15 protein-coding genes are annotated in these 16,652 nt (G+C 59.2%); 10 read left to right on the top strand and 5 right to left on the bottom strand.

Features of this window, described 5'->3' with window-relative positions; translation table 11 throughout:
- Positions 1–6: 6 nt before the first annotated feature.
- Positions 7–324 (top strand): YdbL family protein, encoded by a 318-nt coding sequence (locus tag HCH49_RS06455; RefSeq protein ID WP_221702418.1) that lies wholly within the window; start codon positions 7–9, stop codon positions 322–324.
- On the opposite strand, the gene feaR is transcribed toward HCH49_RS06455, so the two are convergent.
- Positions 325–1,233 carry a transcriptional regulator FeaR gene (gene feaR / locus HCH49_RS06450; RefSeq protein WP_033145415.1) on the bottom strand — a complete coding sequence of 303 codons (909 nt, stop codon included), beginning with the start codon at positions 1,231–1,233 and terminating at the stop codon, positions 325–327. It abuts the gene before it with no gap.
- 241 nt (positions 1,234–1,474) lie between these two features.
- On the opposite strand from feaR, the gene HCH49_RS06445 reads away from it, so the two are divergent.
- The gene (locus HCH49_RS06445) at positions 1,475–2,974 is read left to right on the top strand and encodes an aldehyde dehydrogenase family protein (RefSeq protein WP_033145416.1); all 1,500 of its coding nucleotides are present in this window, start codon (positions 1,475–1,477) and stop codon (positions 2,972–2,974) included.
- A 137-nt stretch (positions 2,975–3,111) separates the two neighbouring features.
- Here HCH49_RS06445 and HCH49_RS06440 read toward each other — a convergent pair whose 3' ends face one another.
- The 4 genes from HCH49_RS06440 to paaZ all read right to left on the bottom strand — a co-directional run bounded on the left by HCH49_RS06440 (position 3,112) and on the right by paaZ (position 11,244).
- Entirely contained in the window at positions 3,112–4,218 is a 1,107-nt protein-coding gene (locus HCH49_RS06440; protein WP_033145417.1) for a GGDEF domain-containing protein, read from the bottom strand.
- 73 nt (positions 4,219–4,291) lie between these two features.
- Positions 4,292–6,265, bottom strand: coding sequence for an alkyl/aryl-sulfatase (locus tag HCH49_RS06435; RefSeq protein ID WP_221702417.1), 1,974 nt, complete (start codon positions 6,263–6,265; stop codon positions 4,292–4,294).
- A 168-nt stretch (positions 6,266–6,433) separates the two neighbouring features.
- On the bottom strand, positions 6,434–8,710 hold the full coding sequence (gene tynA / locus HCH49_RS06430) for a primary-amine oxidase (protein ID WP_221702416.1): 2,277 nt from the start codon (positions 8,708–8,710) through the stop codon (positions 6,434–6,436).
- 491 nt (positions 8,711–9,201) lie between these two features.
- Entirely contained in the window at positions 9,202–11,244 is a 2,043-nt protein-coding gene (gene paaZ / locus HCH49_RS06425; protein ID WP_221702415.1) for a phenylacetic acid degradation bifunctional protein PaaZ, read from the bottom strand.
- 92 nt (positions 11,245–11,336) lie between these two features.
- On the opposite strand from paaZ, the gene HCH49_RS06420 reads away from it, so the two are divergent.
- From HCH49_RS06420 to paaG, 8 genes are read left to right on the top strand one after another with little or no spacing between them, the layout of a single operon-like run.
- A complete protein-coding gene (locus tag HCH49_RS06420; protein WP_221702907.1) occupies positions 11,337–11,519 on the top strand; it encodes a hypothetical protein in 183 nt (60 codons plus the stop codon).
- Between the two features lie 10 nt (positions 11,520–11,529).
- Entirely contained in the window at positions 11,530–12,459 is a 930-nt protein-coding gene (gene paaA / locus HCH49_RS06415) for a 1,2-phenylacetyl-CoA epoxidase subunit PaaA (RefSeq protein WP_047061739.1), read from the top strand.
- Positions 12,460–12,470: 11 nt separating this feature from the next.
- Entirely contained in the window at positions 12,471–12,758 is a 288-nt protein-coding gene (gene paaB, locus HCH49_RS06410) for a 1,2-phenylacetyl-CoA epoxidase subunit PaaB (RefSeq protein ID WP_033145422.1), read from the top strand.
- Positions 12,759–12,766: 8 nt separating this feature from the next.
- Positions 12,767–13,513 (top strand): 1,2-phenylacetyl-CoA epoxidase subunit PaaC, encoded by a 747-nt coding sequence (gene paaC, locus HCH49_RS06405; protein WP_221702414.1) that lies wholly within the window; start codon positions 12,767–12,769, stop codon positions 13,511–13,513.
- 11 nt (positions 13,514–13,524) lie between these two features.
- Entirely contained in the window at positions 13,525–14,022 is a 498-nt protein-coding gene (paaD, locus tag HCH49_RS06400) for a 1,2-phenylacetyl-CoA epoxidase subunit PaaD (RefSeq protein ID WP_221702413.1), read from the top strand.
- A 7-nt stretch (positions 14,023–14,029) separates the two neighbouring features.
- Positions 14,030–15,100, top strand: coding sequence for a 1,2-phenylacetyl-CoA epoxidase subunit PaaE (paaE, locus tag HCH49_RS06395; protein WP_069302761.1), 1,071 nt, complete (start codon positions 14,030–14,032; stop codon positions 15,098–15,100).
- On the top strand, positions 15,097–15,864 hold the full coding sequence (gene paaF, locus HCH49_RS06390; RefSeq protein ID WP_064672428.1) for a 2,3-dehydroadipyl-CoA hydratase PaaF: 768 nt from the start codon (positions 15,097–15,099) through the stop codon (positions 15,862–15,864). Before paaE ends, paaF begins: the two co-directional genes overlap by 4 nt.
- Positions 15,864–16,652 carry a 2-(1,2-epoxy-1,2-dihydrophenyl)acetyl-CoA isomerase PaaG gene (gene paaG, locus HCH49_RS06385; RefSeq protein WP_087822504.1) on the top strand — a complete coding sequence of 263 codons (789 nt, stop codon included), beginning with the start codon at positions 15,864–15,866 and terminating at the stop codon, positions 16,650–16,652. Before paaF ends, paaG begins: the two co-directional genes overlap by 1 nt.

Raw genomic sequence — 16,652 nt, 5'->3', positions numbered from 1 at the left:
GATGCCATGAAACGATTAGCTCTCATTTTACTGGCGCTGGGGATGAACGTGCAGGCGGCTGCGCTGACCTTAAACGATGCCCGGGCGCAGGGGCGCGTGGGGGAAACCCTCAGCGGCTATCTTGCCCCAATTCAACAGGACGCGGAAACGCTGGCGCTGGTCAATCGTATCAATGCGGCACGCGCGGAAAACTACCAGAAGCTGGGTGACAGCAATAATTTGCCGGTTGATGAAGTGGCTAAAATGGCAGGTCAGAAACTGGTTGCCCGCGCGCAGCCGGGCGAATACGTGAAGGGCATTAACGGAAAATGGCTCAAAAAGTAGTTAGCGGTAGCGCCTGCGGTATTCACCCGGCGAGACGCCAAAACGCTGCTTAAACGCCGTTGAAAAATGGCTATGGTCGGTAAAGCCCCAGCTGTAGCCAATGCCCGCCAGCTTTTCATCATCACCGGTAGATTGCAGTGCCTGCGCGCAGAGATCCAGACGACGGTTTTTGATGTACTGCGCCACTACCAGCCCCTTCTCGGCAAACATGCGGTAAAGGCTGCGCACGGACATGCCGCTCTCGGCGGCAATCCATTCCGGGCGCAGCGATTCAGACTGAATATGGTCGTCAATCAGCGCCACCACATGCTGGAACTGGCGCTCCTTGCGCGGCTGAATGATTTCACGCTGCTGGAACGCGGGGCGCAGCAGGCAGATCATCGCTTCGAGCGCCGCTTCGCTTTCACGGTCACTCAGGTCGGCATTGCTCATGCTCTCCATCAGCAGGCGATGGCTCAGCTGTACAGTCGGCAAGGTGCGGGAAAGGGCGGTCGCGCAGCTTATCTCCTGGAAACGACACTGCTGCTCAATAATCTGACGGGGAACCAGCAGCGAAATCTGGCGGGATTTTTCCCGCCAGTTGATCGAGCAGGGACGTGACGCGTCAATCAGCGTGATATCACCGGTTCTGAGCAGCGCGCGACGGTCATCCTGCTCAATTTCCGCGCTGCCTTCGAGCTGGAACACGGTATAGAACCAGGCATCATTACTCTGAGCGATCTCCTGACGGGAGCGGAACAGGTTGACGCCGCCTGCGGTCACGGTGCTGAGCTTCAGGCTGCGCGCATAGCTGGTCTCCAGTTCGCCGAAGAATTTCCCCCCGGTGGGCTGCGCGTTAAAACGCCCGCAAACCTGGTTAATTTGCGCCAGCCACTGCTGATACTGTTCCTGCTCGCTTGCACACGCCATCGTTTCTCTCACTGCACCGTCAACGTTTTCGCATTGTTGCATTTGTGTTGCATTTTGTCAGAGCTATGAGGCTGACTATAGGAAAGAACACTCACCGGTAACAGCGATATAAGCGGCAATTATCGCGATTTGCGGAGCCTGTCACAGGTGGCAAAGCGAATGTCACAGAGACAAAAGCGAGAACGCAAAACCCCACTTAGACTGGATGGACACCCTGCGAAGAATAACGAAGGAGTATCCTATGTCTGAATCACAGGTGGCCATTCAGCCTGCCGTACAACAATTTTTAGACCGACAGCATGGCCTGTGGATTGAAGGGCGTCAGGCCGCGTCGGACAGTGAAAAACGGCTGAACGTCTTCAACCCGGCCACGGGCGAGGTCATTGCCTCGACTGCCGATGCCAGCGTCGACGACGTTGATCGTGCCGTCATGTCCGGCTGGCGCGCGTTTGTCGCCCGCAGCTGGGCCGGAAAACTGCCGGCGGAGCGCGAGCGGATCCTGCTTCATTTCGCCGATCTGGTCGAACAGCACAGCGAGGAGCTGGCCCAGCTTGAAACGCTGGAGCAGGGCAAATCCATCAACATTTCGCGCATGTTTGAAGTCGGCTGCACCCTGAACTGGATGCGCTATACCGCCGGGCTGACCACCAAAATTTCGGGTAAGACCCTCGACCTTTCCATCCCGCTGCCGCAGGGCGCCCGCTATCAGGCGTGGACGCGTAAGGAGCCGGTTGGCGTGGTGGCCGGGATTGTGCCCTGGAACTTCCCGCTGATGATCGGGATGTGGAAAGTGATGCCTGCGCTGGCCGCGGGCTGCTCTATTGTCATCAAGCCGTCAGAGACCACGCCGCTAACCATGCTGCGCGTGGCGGAACTGGCAAGCGAAGCGGGCATTCCGGACGGAGTGTTCAACGTGGTGACCGGGAGCGGCGCGGTGTGTGGCGCAGCGCTGACCTCGCATCCGCATATTGCAAAAGTGAGCTTTACCGGCTCAACGGCGACGGGCAAGCAAATCGCCCGCGCGGCAGCGGACACGCTAACCGGGGTGACTCTGGAGCTGGGCGGGAAAAACCCGGCCATCGTACTAAAAGACGCAGACCCGGCGTGGGTGATCGAAGGCCTGATGACCGGCAGCTTCCTGAACCAGGGGCAGGTGTGCGCGGCGAGCTCGCGCATCTATATTGAAGCGCCGCTGTTTGACACGCTGGTCAGCGGGTTTGAGCAGGCGGTGAAATCCCTGAGCGTCGGGCCGGGCATGTCGCCGGAGGCGTTTATCAACCCGCTGGTGTCGCGCGCGCACTGCGACAAGGTGCAGACCTTCCTTGACGAAGCGAAGTCGCGCAACGCGGAGCTGATCGTCGGTAACCGGGGGCCGGAAGGCAAAGGCTATTACGTTTCGCCTACGCTGGTGGTGAACCCGGATGCCTCACTGCGCCTGACGCGTGAAGAGGTGTTTGGCCCGGTGGTCAACCTCGTACGCGTCGCCGACGGAGAAGAGGCGCTCCAGCTGGCAAACGACAGCGAGTATGGCCTGACGGCCAGCGTCTGGACGCAGAATATCAGCAAGGCGCTGGAGTACACCGACCGGCTGCAGGCGGGCACCGTCTGGGTGAACAGCCATACGCTGATTGACGCCAACCTGCCGTTCGGCGGCATGAAGCAGTCCGGCACCGGGCGTGACTTTGGTCCGGACTGGCTGGACGGCTGGTGTGAAACCAAATCGGTGTGCGTGCGCTACTAGTAAAAGCAAAAGGCAACCTGGAGGTTGCCTTTTTTGTGTTTGCTCCCTCTCCCGTGGGAGAGGGTCAGGGTGAGGGCATCAGGCTGCACCGGGCGAATTTTGTAGGTCGGGTAAGGCGTAGCCGCCACCCGACATGTTTACAGCGACCACCGATCCCGCCCGGCCTCTTTCGCCCGATACAGCGCCGCATCGGCGCGGGCGATGATCTCGGTGCCTGCTAACCCCTCCGCCATGCTCGCAATCCCCATGCTCACGGTGACACGATCGCTAACGGTTGACGCACTGTGCGGTATAGCTTCTGTACGCAGGCCGTCCTGAATGCGTAAGGCCACCTTTTCCGCGATGTTTTCCGGACAGTTAAACAGGATCACCACGAACTCCTCGCCGCCGTAGCGTGACACCACATCGTCAGGCGTGCGCACCGACTGCTTTAGCACCCGCGCCACGCGGGTCAGGCAGTCGTCACCCGCCTGGTGCCCGTAGGTGTCGTTGTAGCGTTTGAAATAGTCGATATCCAGCATAATCACCGAGAAGGTTTTTTTCTGCTCAACCGCGCTCTCCAGCACCACTTCCATTTTCCGGCGATTGGCGGTTTTGGTTAATGGATCCTGATGCGCCAGCGCATCCAGCCTGGAGATCAATAGCTGATTTTGCTGGTTACGTCGCCAGGCCTCGTCAAACCAGCTCAGCAGGATGAAACGTCCGCAAATCAGGATCAGCGTAAAGACGCTCCAGATAACAATGAAGTGAAGGTTGAGGCCATCGTTCCGTATCCAGCTTGCTACCGGCAGGGTGATCCAGAGCGGGAGCACAAAGGCGAGTAGCCCTTCAGGATAAAAATAGAGCGCCGTTAAGCCGGCGAGTAATAAAATGACGCACAGCGGCCAGACGTGCGGGAGCAGCAGCTGGGTGATAAACCAGAAGCAGGAGACCGACCAGATGGCGCTGCAGATAAACAACACCACGCTGATGCCGGCGATGCGCCGCCAGGCCATCAGGATCAGCGCAGCGGAGAGGATGATAATGCCGAGCATGGAGGCATCAACTATTCTCGTCAGCTGCGGCGAATGGGGATAAAGGGGATCGCTGGTATTAAGCAAAACGTGTCGCAGCAGAATCATCACCGCGAAGCTGATATTCACGAAGGCCAGCCACGGCAGGTTCATCGCCAGCCCGTGCATAACCATAGCATGGCGCGTTGGCCAGGTTGCCCGTTCAAGTGTCGGTTTTTTTCTTTTTTCCATTGACGCTTTTTACCCTTTCTGGCTAACACGTGAAGCAGGAAAGGGCGGACGAACCGCCCTTTTGCGTGCACCGTTACGGTGTCACAATGTTAAACCAGAAATCAAACTTGTCCATATAGCTAAGCATGGCATCAAGTTTCGCGCTGTCGCCAGTAATTTTAATATTTCCGCTGTCCTGAGCCTGTTTCAGCGTCACCTCCTTGAGGATGATTTTATTCAGGGTGTCACGGTTAAGCGTCAGCGTCGCGTCCGCCTCTTTTGCTTCCGCGTTCGCCGTGTGGTTCAGCACGCCGTTTTCCAGCTCGAGTTTGTACTTCCCGCCATCGCTGCCCAGATCGATGTTAAACACCGATTTGGCGTCACCCGCTTTTTGTCCGTTGATATGGACAGCCAGATAGTCAAAGAACATCTCCGGCGTCATCGCGCGCACCGTATCCGGGCTGGCGGTATTCGGCGTTGGCCCTTTCACCACGCCGTTACGCAATTCCTGCGCGCCGGTCAGGTAGAAGTTACGCCACGGGCCGGATTCAGCCTGATAGCCAAGCTGTTCCAGCGCATCCGCTTCCAGGTTGCGCGCCGCCTGGTTGTTCGGATCGGCAAAGACCACTTTGCTCACTACCTGCGCCACCCAGCGGTAGTTCCCCTGGTCGAAGTCGGTTTTCGCCTTGCTCAGGATGGCATCCGCGCCGCCCATATACTCCACGAATTTCTTCGCGCCTTCTTCAGGCGGCAGTTCATCCAGCGTCGCCGGGTTACCGTCAAACCAGCCCAGATACAGCACATAGGTGGCTTTTACGTCATGGCTCACCGAACCGTAATAGCCGCGGTTGGCCCAGATATGCGCCAGTGAATCCGGGAGCTTGAAGTTCGCGGCGATTTCGTCGCGCGTCAGCCCTTCGTTCGCCATACGCAGCGTCTGGTCGTTGATGTAACGATAGAGATCGCGCTGGCTTTTCAGCAGTTTGACCACGTTTTCATTGCCCCAGGTCGGCCAGTGGTGCTGTGCCATGATGATTTCAGCTTTGTCACCCCAGCGCACAATCGCCTGGTTGATGTACTTCGACCACGGCAGCGGCTCGCGGATTTTGGCCCCGCGCAGCGAGTAGGTGTTGTGCAGGGTATGGGTCACGTCCTCAGCGGATTCAATCAGTTTTTTCTCTTCGATATACCAGAGCATTTCCGATGGCGCTTCGGATCCCGGTGCGAGCATAAAATCATAGGTCAGGCCGTCGATAACCTCTTTTTGCCCGTCTTTCTCAATGATATTGGTCGGGGCAATCAGCGTCACCGTTCCGGCGGAGGTGGTCGTACCCAGGCCCGCGCCCACCTGGCCTTTGGCATCGGGCTTCAGCAGGTTGCCGTACATATAGCTGGCGCGGCGGCTCATCACGTTGCCCGCCATGATATTCTCGGCAACGGCCGCTTCCATAAACCCGGCTGGCGCGTAGACCTTCACTTTGCCGGACTTCACGTCGGCTTCATCCACCACGCCGCGCACGCCGCCATAGTGGTCAACGTGGCTGTGGGTATAAATAATGGCGACGACAGGCTTCTTGCCGCGATTTTTAAAATAGAGATCCATCCCGACCTTCGCCGTTTCTGCCGACACCAGCTGGTCAACCACGGTAATACCTTCTTTCCCTTCAATGATGGTCATATTTGACAGGTCAAGATTTCGGATCTGATATACGCCATCGGTCACTTCAAACAGGCCGCTAATATTAATCAGCTGAGATTGACGCCATAAGCTGGGATTAACGGAGTCCGGTGCTTTATCGCCTTCTTTAATAAATGAATATTGCTGTGGATCCCAGATGACATTCCCTTGTTCCCCTTTGATAATTTCCTGAGGAATCGGTGCAATAAAGCCTTTATGGGCGTTCGTAAAATCGGTGTTGTCGGAGAAAGGAAGCTGATTAAACAGGGCGTTATTGGCTTGTTGCGTTGCAGTCGTGGCATCCTTCGGGGCGTCTGCGGCATACGCGGAACTGACGGAAATAACAAATCCAGCCAGAGCAAGACTCCTGACGATCAAATTGAATTTCATCCTAAACCTCTCAGTGATGTATTACGTCGTTCGTGGAAACTTCGTGTCCTGGCTGAAAGTGGTTCAAGAAATGCAATAGGAATAAACGAGGTAGAAATAACTATAATCGGGGAGAGCTATTCAGCAAGTAAATAGATGAAAAACCGGGCATTGCGCCCGGTGCGTTATTTATTTCTGTTCCTCTTTCTTTTTCCCTAGCGTTGGCGTCTCGTCGAAGAAGTTCCACGGCTTAAGCAGGGTATGTACCCATTCCGTCGGCATGATCGGCCACTCTTCCGCGCGGGCGACGTGGGTGGTGCCGGTGGTCATCCAGACCACGTCATCCCGATCGTTGAGCGACTCGTTATCCTTGCTGTACTGTCCCAGGCCCGTGTCGTGAATGGAGCGGTTCGGGAATTTCCCTTCAGGGTAGAGTTCATCCGGATGGTAACGGGTAACCCACAGCTGTTTGTCCATAAAGCTCAGGCGATGATAAATCCACTCGTCCGGGGCAAATTTCGCGCCGGTCGCCACCGGGTGCGTACCGCCCGCGTAAGGGATAATCTGGTACGAGACCGGGTTGCCCATGCGGTTCTCTTTACTGGTGTTGCTCAGCAGCCGAATGGTGCCCGGGTCGAATTTCTGCGCCGCCTGCTGCTCGGTATCAATATCATACTGATTGATCTGCATGGTGCTGGTGCGCGGGCCCCCGGCGGTATTCGGCTTCACTTCTGGATCCATCGCCACCAGCTTGTTGTTGATGCCGTCCACGTCCATATCGAGACGGAAGTTGTAGATGTGCTGGTGCGTGGTGCCCACAATGTTATGGTCGATCAGCGTGCCGTATTTGGTGTCGTCTTTGGCGGTGGCGTCGTGCATGGTTTTCGCCTGAACGCCTTTCACCGCTTCGATACCCGTTGCGCCGGCATCAATGCCGATGGTGCCATTTTCATGGAACACCCAGTCGAAGATGTAATCGTAGTTGCCCACGGTACTCACCCAGCGCACCACCAGCTCGCGGCGCTCGGTGCTGACGTTCGGCTGGCCCATCTCCTGATGTTTGTATTCCGGCCCCGCGTAGCGTTCGAAAATGGCGATCGCGCGCGGGATCTCCATCGGCGCGCCGGTGTAATCCGGGATAGTTTCATTGAGCATCACGGCGTTGGACGGCACGTCTTTACCGCGCACCAGCGGTGAGGTCAGGGTGCCCATACCGTAGTCGCCGGAGTCGAGGTAGGCTTTAAAGTACCAGCCCACGTCCGGATCGCCATAAGGGACGATCATGCCGCCGAGTGACCCCTGATACATCACCTGGCGCTTTTTGCCGTTGTCGTTATAGGTGACGGTTGAAATCATCGGGCCGACGCGGGAGTCCAGGCTCAGGTGGAAATCCCAGTTCTGCCAGTGCACCATATCCCCGGTGATGGTGTAGTTCTTGCCTTCCGGCTCAGTGATGTTGAGCGGTTTTTTCGGCGTCTCCATGCGGTCGCGGCCATCATAGGGACGCGGGGTCATGGGAACCGGAACAACGGCGCCTTCTTCAATCTTCTGGATCTTTTTCTGCTCAAGATCGACAACCGCGACCAGGTTTTCAATCGGGTGCGCCCAGTAGTTGCCGTCGCCCACGTCCAGATAGCTCACCACCTTCAGCAGGCGATCTTCCTGCTTCAGGCCGTCTTTACCGTCGAAATAGCCGACGGTCAGCGGCGTGGTAATCACTTTTTTCGGGTCGGTGATGCCGTGTTTTTTAAGCACCTCGGCGAACTCGGTACTTTCGTTGATGATCTGCTGAACCGCGGTGAAATCATCCAGCAGCACCATGCCGTGCGCGTCTTTTACCGGTTCCCAGCGCAGAATTTTTTTATCCTTCAGGTCCACTACGCTTTCGATAACGTGCTTGCCATCAAGCATGACGATCTTCGCCTGACGCGGGGCATCCACTGCCGTACCGTTAAGCACAAAGTCCCACACTTTGGCTTTCTCAGGCTCTGCCAGGGCGATCTGGGTAAAGCGGGTATTCGGCTTAAAATCCGCAGAGGCTTTCACAATCTCAACGGCCTGCTTAATTTCGTCCGCCGTTAGCGCGTTTAACGGGTGAGGGCGTTTTTCAACCTGGAAGGTCTGGTCAAGGCCGGACTGGAAAACGTCGTTGATGAAGGTATCGGAAATAAAGGCTTTCTTGCCTTTCATCACCACCGGCACCTCAAGCCTGAGGGTTTTACCGTTGACGATGGCGGTTTTAGCGCCCGGCTTGACCTTCACAAAGGCACCGTCTTTCGCAATGGTGAACATCTGTGCGTAATCATCCCACTGAACGTCCGCGCCAAAGTCCTGCAGCGTTTTGTCCATCGGGACCATATGCGCCTCACTGCCGTGGGCGAAAACAGGGGATTGCCACGCGCAACACAGCGCAACGGCCATGGCCAGCGCCGTTCTACGGGCAGAAAAAGAAGAATTGCTTCCCATCGTAGACCTCATCTTGTTGTGTTTATACCCGTCATACTTCAAGTTGCAGGTGCGTTGGCTGCACTCACTCACCCCAGTCACGTACTTATGTACGCTCCCGGGGATTCGTTCCCTTGCCGCCTTCCTGCAACTCGAATTATTTAGGGGATATTGTGTTGTGACAGCCTTATCCTGACAGGCGCCTGAGAAAAGCGTTTGCCTGCATCTGCCAGATTATTTGTCAGCCTTGCCAGGTTAAAAAAAGAGCGGGGATAAATCACATGCCGGGCCATTTCCTCTCCCCATTGAGGCTGAGGTAACCCCACAAATGATGTCAGCACAGATGGCTCCCTCTCCCTTGAGGGAGAGGGCTGGGGTGAGGGGGAACATACGGCTGTAGTGGTCATTCCGTTCACTTTATGTTGAGGGCCTTGCTGGAGACCCCCAGTGAATCTGTAAGTAGCGTCAAATTACCGGGAGCCACCAGCCATTGTGGTAAAGGGAAAGGGACGTTAGCTGAAATCGCCCTGCTGGCGCGCCACCAGCGTCAGAATGGAGTAGAGCGCCACGGCCTGCTGGTGCTGGTTGAAAATCTCAACCGCCCACTCCACCACGCCGGTCGGTTTTTCCTCGGCGGTACGCTGTTTCTTCAGCGTTTTACGCTTGCAGGTCAGGCGCACCTGAATGGTATCGCCCGGCTTAACCGGCTCGATAAAACGCAGGTTTTCCATGCCGTAGTTGGCAATAACCGGCCCGACGCCCGCATCAACAAACAGTCCCGCCGCGGCGGAGATCAGGAAGTAGCCGTGCACCACGCGCTCGCCGAAGATCGACTCCGCCGCACCGATCTTATCCATATGGGCGTAGAAGTGGTCGCCGCTCAGGCAGGCAAAGTTCACGATGTCCGCTTCCGTGAGGGTGCGGCGCGGCGTCAGCAGGCTGTCGCCCGGCTGTAGCTCCTCAAAGTATTTGCGGAACGGATGCACGCGGTCTTCCTGCACCGCTGCGCCACGCACCCACTGTTTGCCAATGGCGGCCAGCATCGTCGGGCTGCCCTGAATCGCGGTGCGCTGCAGGTAGTGCTTCACCGCGCGCAGGCCGCCCAGCTCTTCGCCGCCGCCCGCGCGACCCGGGCCGCCGTGCACCAGCTGAGGCAACGGGGAGCCGTGGCCGGTAGACTCTTTTGATGATTCCTCGTTTAGGATCTGAATACGCCCGTGGGCGCGCGCCGCGCCGGCAATAAACTGGCGGGCAATTGCCGAATCGGCGGTGACCAGCGTACCGGCCAGGCTGCCGCCGCCCGCGCGGGCAAGCTGCATAGCGTGGCGCGCGTTGCGATACGGCAGCAGCGTCGCAACCGGGCCGAAGGCTTCGGTGGAGTGCACCGCCGGGGTTTCATCCGGCTGCGGGCAGAACAGCAGGGTCGGCGGGAAGAACGCCCCCGCGGCCTGCAAATCCGCTTTGCCGCCCAGACGGATCTGGCAGCCTGCGGCGATCAGTTGCTCCACTTTCTCCTGCACGTCCGCGCGCTGTTCGGCGTTGACCAGCGCCCCCATCTTCACCCCTTCCTGCGCCGGGTCGCCCACCACCACTTTTTCCAGGCGGGCAACCAGCGCCTGGCTCACCGCGTCAATCTGGTTTTGCGGGAGGATAATCCGGCGAATGGCCGTACATTTTTGCCCGGCTTTGGCGGTCATCTCGCGGACCACTTCCCGGATGAACAGGGCAAACTCCGGCTGGTCCGGCGTAACGTCTTCCCCCAGCACGCAGCAGTTCAGGGAGTCGGCCTCCATCGTGAACGGAATCGAATTCGCCACGATATTCGGGTGCACGCGCAGGCTTTGCCCGGTGCTGGCGGAGCCGGTAAAGGTCACCACGTCCTGGCTGTCGAGCTGGTCGAGAAGATCCCCCGCGCCGCCGCAGATCAGGCTGATGGCGCCGTCCGGCACAAGCCCGCTGTCGACGATGGATTTCACCATCGCCTGCGTCACCTGCGCGGTTGCGGTAGCGGGTTTAATGATGGCGGGCATCCCGGCAAGCCAGGTCGGCGCCAGCTTTTCCAGCATCCCCCAGCAGGGGAAGTTAAAGGCGTTGATGTGTACCGCCACGCCGGATTTGGAGGTGAGGACGTGGCGCGCCGCAAAGCCGCCTTCTTTCGACAGCGGGATTAACTCATCTTCCGGCCACAGGGTGTCATCTGGCAGCTCGCGGCTGCCCAGGCTGGCGTAAGTGAAGAGGGTGCCGATGCCGCCTTCAATATCCACCCAGCTGTCTGCCTTCGTCGCCCCGGTCTGGGCCGACAGGGCATAAAACGTCTCTTTCTCGCTCAGCAGGTGCTTTGCCACCGCCTTCAGCATGGCAGCACGTTCGATAAAGGTCATCTCGTGAAGCGCTTCCCCGCCGCGCTCAATCGCATAGCGACGGGCGGCCGCCATGTCCAGCCCTTCGCTGGTCACGCTCCACAGGGCTTCGCCACTGATGGCGTGATGAATAGTGCGCTCGCGGCCCCGGCCAGACTGCCAGGTACCGGATAAGAAGCTGGCTAACTGCTGCATCGCTTATCTCCAAATGTTACGTGATTTACTCATTAATAGTTTGATCGTGAATCATAAAAATCAAGCTGAGTTTTTAATGAATTGTTAACGTTGTGATCTGGCTGGATGAATCCCATCGCTTGAAGACGCTTTCTGAAAAGCCTGATGCAAAAGCCTTGCGAGCAGCATCACAAAATCAGGAAACAATTCTTGGGGTTATATTTAACCTGTGTGTAACTTTTAAAAAACAAAGTGATTCAACATTACGCCTTAATTTGCAAACTAACGAATCATAAAGGTGATGACGTGACGCAAGAACAACGGTTTGAGCAGCGCATAGCGCAGGAGACGGCGATTGAGCCTCAGGACTGGATGCCTGACGCCTACCGTAAGACGTTGATCCGCCAGATTGGTCAGCATGCGCACTCCGAAATTGTCGGCATGCTGCCGGAAGGGAACTGGATCGCCCGCGCGCCGACGCTGCGCCGAAAAGCGATCCTGCTGGCGAAAGTTCAGGACGAAGCCGGGCACGGACTCTATCTCTACAGCGCGGCGGAAACGCTGGGCTGCGCGCGGGAAGACATCTACCAGAAAATGCTCGACGGCAGGATGAAATACTCCTCCATCTTCAACTATCCGACCCTGAGCTGGGCCGATATCGGCGTGATCGGCTGGCTGGTGGACGGCGCCGCTATCGTCAACCAGGTGGCGCTGTGCCGGACCTCTTACGGTCCGTATGCCCGCGCGATGGTGAAAATCTGTAAAGAAGAGAGCTTCCACCAGCGCCAGGGCTTTGAGGCCTGCATGGCGCTGGCGCAGGGCAGCGAGGCCCAGCGCCAGATGCTGCAGGACGCCATCAACCGCTTCTGGTGGCCAGCGCTAATGATGTTCGGGCCGAACGACGACAACTCGCCGAACAGCGCCCGCAGCCTGGCGTGGAAAATCAAACGCTTCGGCAATGACGAACTTCGCCAGCGCTTTGTCGACAACACGGTGCCGCAGGTGGAGATGCTGGGCATGACGGTGCCGGATCCCGACCTGCGATTTGATGAAGAGAGCGGTCATTATCGCTTCGGCGAGATCGACTGGCAGGAGTTTGACGAGGTCATTAGCGGGCGCGGCATCTGCAACCACGAGCGCCTGGCCGCGAAACGTAAAGCCTGGGAAGAGGGGGCGTGGGTGCGCGAAGCCGCACTGGCGCACGCGGAAAAACAACACGCCCGCAAAGTGGCTTAAGAGGAATCACAATGAGCAACGTCTACTGGCCGCTGTACGAAGTGTTCGTACGCAGCAAACAAGGGTTATCCCACCGTCACGTGGGCAGTCTGCATGCCGCCGACGATCGCATGGCGCTGGAAAATGCGCGCGACGCCTACACCCGCCGCAGCGAAGGGTGTTCTGTCTGGGTGGTTAAGGCGAGCGAGATTGTCGCCTCCCAGCCGGAAGAGAGCGGTGAGTTCTTCGACCCGGCGGAAAGCAAGGTCTACCGCCACCCGACGTTCTACACCATCCCCGACGGCATCGAGCATATGTGAGGCAAAGAATGAATTCAGTGACTGCCTATGCCCTGCGTCTGGGCGACAACGGTCTGGTGCTTTCCCAGCGTCTCGGCGCCTGGTGCGGCCACGCGCCGGAGCTGGAAATCGACCTCGCGCTCGCCAATATCGGTCTCGACCTGCTGGGCCAGGCGCGCAATTTCCTGACCTATGCCGCGGAGCGGGAAGGCCAGGGCGATGAAGACACGCTGGCGTTTGGCCGCGACGAGCGCCAGTTCCGCAACGTCCTGCTGGTGGAGCAGCCGAACGGCAGCTTCGCCGACACCATTGCCCGCCAGTACCTGATGGATGCCTGGAACGTGGCGCTGTACGAACGGCTGACCCAAAGCAGCGACGGCCAGCTTGCGGCCATCGCCGCCAAAGCGATTAAAGAGGCGCGCTACCACCTGCGCTTCAGCCGCGGCTGGCTGGTGCGTCTGGGCGACGGGACCGAAACGTCCGCGCAAAAAATGCAGCAGGCTTTCGACAACCTGTGGCGTTTTACGGCGGAGCTGTTTGAAGCCGATGACGTCGAGCTGGCCCTGATTGACGCCGGCGTGGCGGTTGACCCGCGCGTCCTGCGCCAGCCGTGGGAAAGCGAAGTCTTTGCCGGTCTCAATGAGGCCTGCCTGCAGGTTCCCGCAGAGGTGGCGTACCGCACCGGGGGCAAGAGGGGGCTGCATACCGAACATCTGGGCCCGATGCTGGCGGAAATGCAGTATCTCCAGCGCGCGTATCCCGGTCAGCAGTGGTAAAGGAGAACGCTATGCAACGCCTCGTCGACATCGCGCCCGCGCAAATCCCGCAGATCTGGTCGCTGTTAAGCCAGATCCCCGATCCGGAAGTGCCGGTATTAACCATCACCGATTTAGGCATGGTGCGCAGCGTGAAGGCGCAGGGGGAAGGCTGGGTCATTGGCTTCACGCCAACCTACTCGGGCTGCCCGGCAACGGAGCACCTGCTGGGGGCGATCCGCGACGCGATGACCGCGAACGGCTTTACCCCGGTGCATATTGTGCTCCAGCTTGAGCCCGCCTGGACCACCGACTGGATGACCGCCGACGCGCGCGAGCGCCTGCGGGCGTACGGCATCAGCCCGCCCGTGGGGCATAGCTGCCACGCGCACGCGCCTGTGGAGGTGAGCTGCCCGCGCTGCGCCAGCACTGACACCTCCATTATTAGTGAATTTGGTTCGACGGCCTGCAAAGCGCTCTACCGCTGCAACACCTGCCGCGAGCCCTTCGACTATTTCAAATGCATTTGAGGCTGCCATGACAACGTTTCATTCATTAACAGTGGCAAAAGTGGAACCCGAAACCCGCGACGCGGTGACCATCACGTTCGCGGTGCCGCAGGCGCTGCAGGACGCCTACCGCTTCCGCCCCGGCCAGCACCTGACGTTAAAAACGAAGCTTGGCGGGGACGAGCTGCGCCGCTGCTACTCCATCTGCCGGAGTACCGCCCCGGGCGAAATCAGCGTGGCGGTCAAAGCCATCGACGGCGGGCGCTTTTCCCGCTATGCGCGGGATGAGATCAAAGCGGGCATGGCGCTGGAGGTGATGGTGCCTCAGGGACAGTTTGGCTACCAGCCCCGGGCTGAACGTGAAGGCCACTATCTGGCGATTGCGGCAGGCTCCGGGATCACCCCGATGCTGGCGATTATCTCCGCTACGCTGGCGACCGAACCCAACAGCCAGTTCACCCTGATCTACGGCAACCGCAGCAGCCAGAGCATGATGTTCCGCCAGGCGCTGGCGGACCTGAAGGACAAGTACACGCAGCGGCTGCAGCTGGTCTCCATCTTCAGCCAGGAGCGGCTGGACAGCGATCTGCTTTACGGCCGCATCGACGGGGAAAAGCTGCAGGCGCTGGCGAAAACCCTGATTAACTTCCGCCAGTACGACGAGGCGTTTATCTGCGGCCCGTCGGCGATGATGGACGACGCGGAAGCGACGCTGAAGGCGCTGGGGATGCCGGACAAATCCATTCACCTTGAGCGCTTCAACACCCCGGGAACCACCGCTAAACGCGCGGTGCATGTCCAGGCGGAAGGACAGAAAGTGACCGTGCGCCAGGACGGGCGCGACCGCGAAATTACCCTAACGGCGGACGACGAAAGCATCCTGGATGCCGCCCTGCGTCAGGGGGCGGATCTCCCGTATGCCTGCAAGGGCGGCGTGTGCGCCACCTGTAAATGCAAAGTGCTGCGCGGAAAGGTGGACATGGCGACCAACTACAGCCTGGAGCCGGACGAGCTGGCCGCCGGATACGTGCTGAGCTGCCAGTCGCTGCCGTTAACCGCCGACGTGATTGTCGACTTCGACGCGAAGGGGATGGCATGAGCGAACTGATTGTTACCCGTCATGGCCGCGTGCAGCAGCTGACGCTAAACCGTCCGGCGGCGCGCAACGCCCTCAACAATGCGCTGTTAACGCAGCTTGCTGAGCAGCTTGAGTCCGCCGCCGTCGATGCCGACATCGCCGTCTGCGTGATTTACGGCAGCGAGCGCTGCTTTGCCGCCGGGGCCGATCTCAACGAAATGGCCGAGAAAGATCTGCCCGCCACGCTGAACGATATCCGCCCGCAGCTGTGGGCGCGCATCAACGCTTTTCCTAAACCGCTGATTGCCGCCGTGAACGGCTTCGCGCTGGGCGCAGGCTGCGAGCTGGCGCTGCTGTGCGACGCGATCGTTGCTGGCGATAACGCCCGTTTCGGCCTGCCGGAAATTACGCTGGGCATTATGCCCGGCGCGGGCGGCACCCAGCGTCTTATCCGCAGCGTCGGTAAATCGCTCGCCAGCAAAATGGTGCTGACCGGCGAGAGTATTTCCGCGCAGCAGGCGCTGAGCGCCGGGCTGGTGAGCGACGTTTTCCCGCCAGCGCTGACGCTGGAGTATGCCCTGAAGCAGGCGGCGCTGATGGCGCGCCACTCTCCGCTGGCGCTGCAGGCGGCGAAACAGGCGCTGCGCCAGTCTCAGGAGGTGCCGCTCCAGGCCGGTCTGGCCCAGGAGCGCCAGCTGTTTACGCTGCTTTCTGCCACCGAAGACCGCCGGGAAGGCATCGACGCCTTCTTACAAAAACGCACCCCCGACTTTAAAGGACGCTAATTGTGGAATTTATTCTCAGTCATGTTGAGCAGGGCGTAATGACCATTACGCTGAACCGTCCGGAGCGTCTGAACAGCTTTAACGACGTGATGCACCAGCAGCTTGCCGAGTGCCTGAAACAGGCCGAGCGTGATGACACCGTTCGCTGCCTGCTGATCACCGGGGCGGGTCGCGGCTTTTGCGCCGGTCAGGATCTGAACGACCGCAACGTCGACCCCAGCGGCCCGGCGCCGGATCTGGGGATGTCCGTTGAAACCTTCTATAACCCGCTGGTGCGCCGCCTGGCAAAGCTGCCGAAACCGGTGATTTGCGCGGTTAACGGCGTAGCAGCGGGGGCGGGTGCGACGCTGGCGCTGGGGTGCGATATGGTGATCGCCGCGCGTTCCGCCAACTTCGTGATGGCCTTCAGCAAGCTCGGCCTGGTGCCGGACTGCGGCGGCACCTGGCTGCTGCCGCGCGTGGCCGGACGCGCCCGCGCTATGGGGCTGGCGCTGCTCGGCGACAAGCTCAGCGCCGAACAGGCGCTGGCCTGGGGAATGATCTGGCAGGTGGTGGATGACGAACAGCTCTCCGCTACCGCGCAGCAGATGGCGCTGCACTTTGCGTCTCAACCGACCTTCGGGCTGGGGCTGATCAAGCAGGCGATCAACGCCGCGGAAACCAACACCCTGGACGCCCAGCTCGATCTGGAGCGCGACTACCAGCGCCTGGCCGGGCGCAGCGACGACTACCGCGAGGGCGTCAGCGCCTTCCTGGCGAAGCGCGCGCCGAACTTTACGGGGAAATAA

It is taken from the genome of Enterobacter sp. Y17, assembly GCF_019730495.1.
Taxonomy (GTDB): domain Bacteria; phylum Pseudomonadota; class Gammaproteobacteria; order Enterobacterales; family Enterobacteriaceae; genus Enterobacter; species Enterobacter asburiae_B.
This window is presented reverse-complemented; position numbering and strand designations above follow the sequence as displayed.

What these genes read in the sequence shown, in the direction of transcription:
- feaR (WP_033145415.1), bottom strand. Translation starts at nt 1,233, where the DNA reads ATGGCGTGTGCAAGCGAGCAGGAACAGTATCAGCAGTGGCTGGCGCAA.
- HCH49_RS06455 (WP_221702418.1), top strand. Translation starts at nt 7, where the DNA reads ATGAAACGATTAGCTCTCATTTTACTGGCGCTGGGGATGAACGTGCAG.
- paaE (WP_069302761.1), top strand. Translation starts at nt 14,030, where the DNA reads ATGACAACGTTTCATTCATTAACAGTGGCAAAAGTGGAACCCGAAACC.
- paaF (WP_064672428.1), top strand. Translation starts at nt 15,097, where the DNA reads ATGAGCGAACTGATTGTTACCCGTCATGGCCGCGTGCAGCAGCTGACG.
- paaD (WP_221702413.1), top strand. Translation starts at nt 13,525, where the DNA reads ATGCAACGCCTCGTCGACATCGCGCCCGCGCAAATCCCGCAGATCTGG.
- paaZ (WP_221702415.1), bottom strand. Translation starts at nt 11,244, where the DNA reads ATGCAGCAGTTAGCCAGCTTCTTATCCGGTACCTGGCAGTCTGGCCGG.
- HCH49_RS06445 (WP_033145416.1), top strand. Translation starts at nt 1,475, where the DNA reads ATGTCTGAATCACAGGTGGCCATTCAGCCTGCCGTACAACAATTTTTA.
- tynA (WP_221702416.1), bottom strand. Translation starts at nt 8,710, where the DNA reads ATGGGAAGCAATTCTTCTTTTTCTGCCCGTAGAACGGCGCTGGCCATG.
- paaB (WP_033145422.1), top strand. Translation starts at nt 12,471, where the DNA reads ATGAGCAACGTCTACTGGCCGCTGTACGAAGTGTTCGTACGCAGCAAA.
- HCH49_RS06440 (WP_033145417.1), bottom strand. Translation starts at nt 4,218, where the DNA reads ATGGAAAAAAGAAAAAAACCGACACTTGAACGGGCAACCTGGCCAACG.
- HCH49_RS06435 (WP_221702417.1), bottom strand. Translation starts at nt 6,265, where the DNA reads ATGAAATTCAATTTGATCGTCAGGAGTCTTGCTCTGGCTGGATTTGTT.
- paaC (WP_221702414.1), top strand. Translation starts at nt 12,767, where the DNA reads ATGAATTCAGTGACTGCCTATGCCCTGCGTCTGGGCGACAACGGTCTG.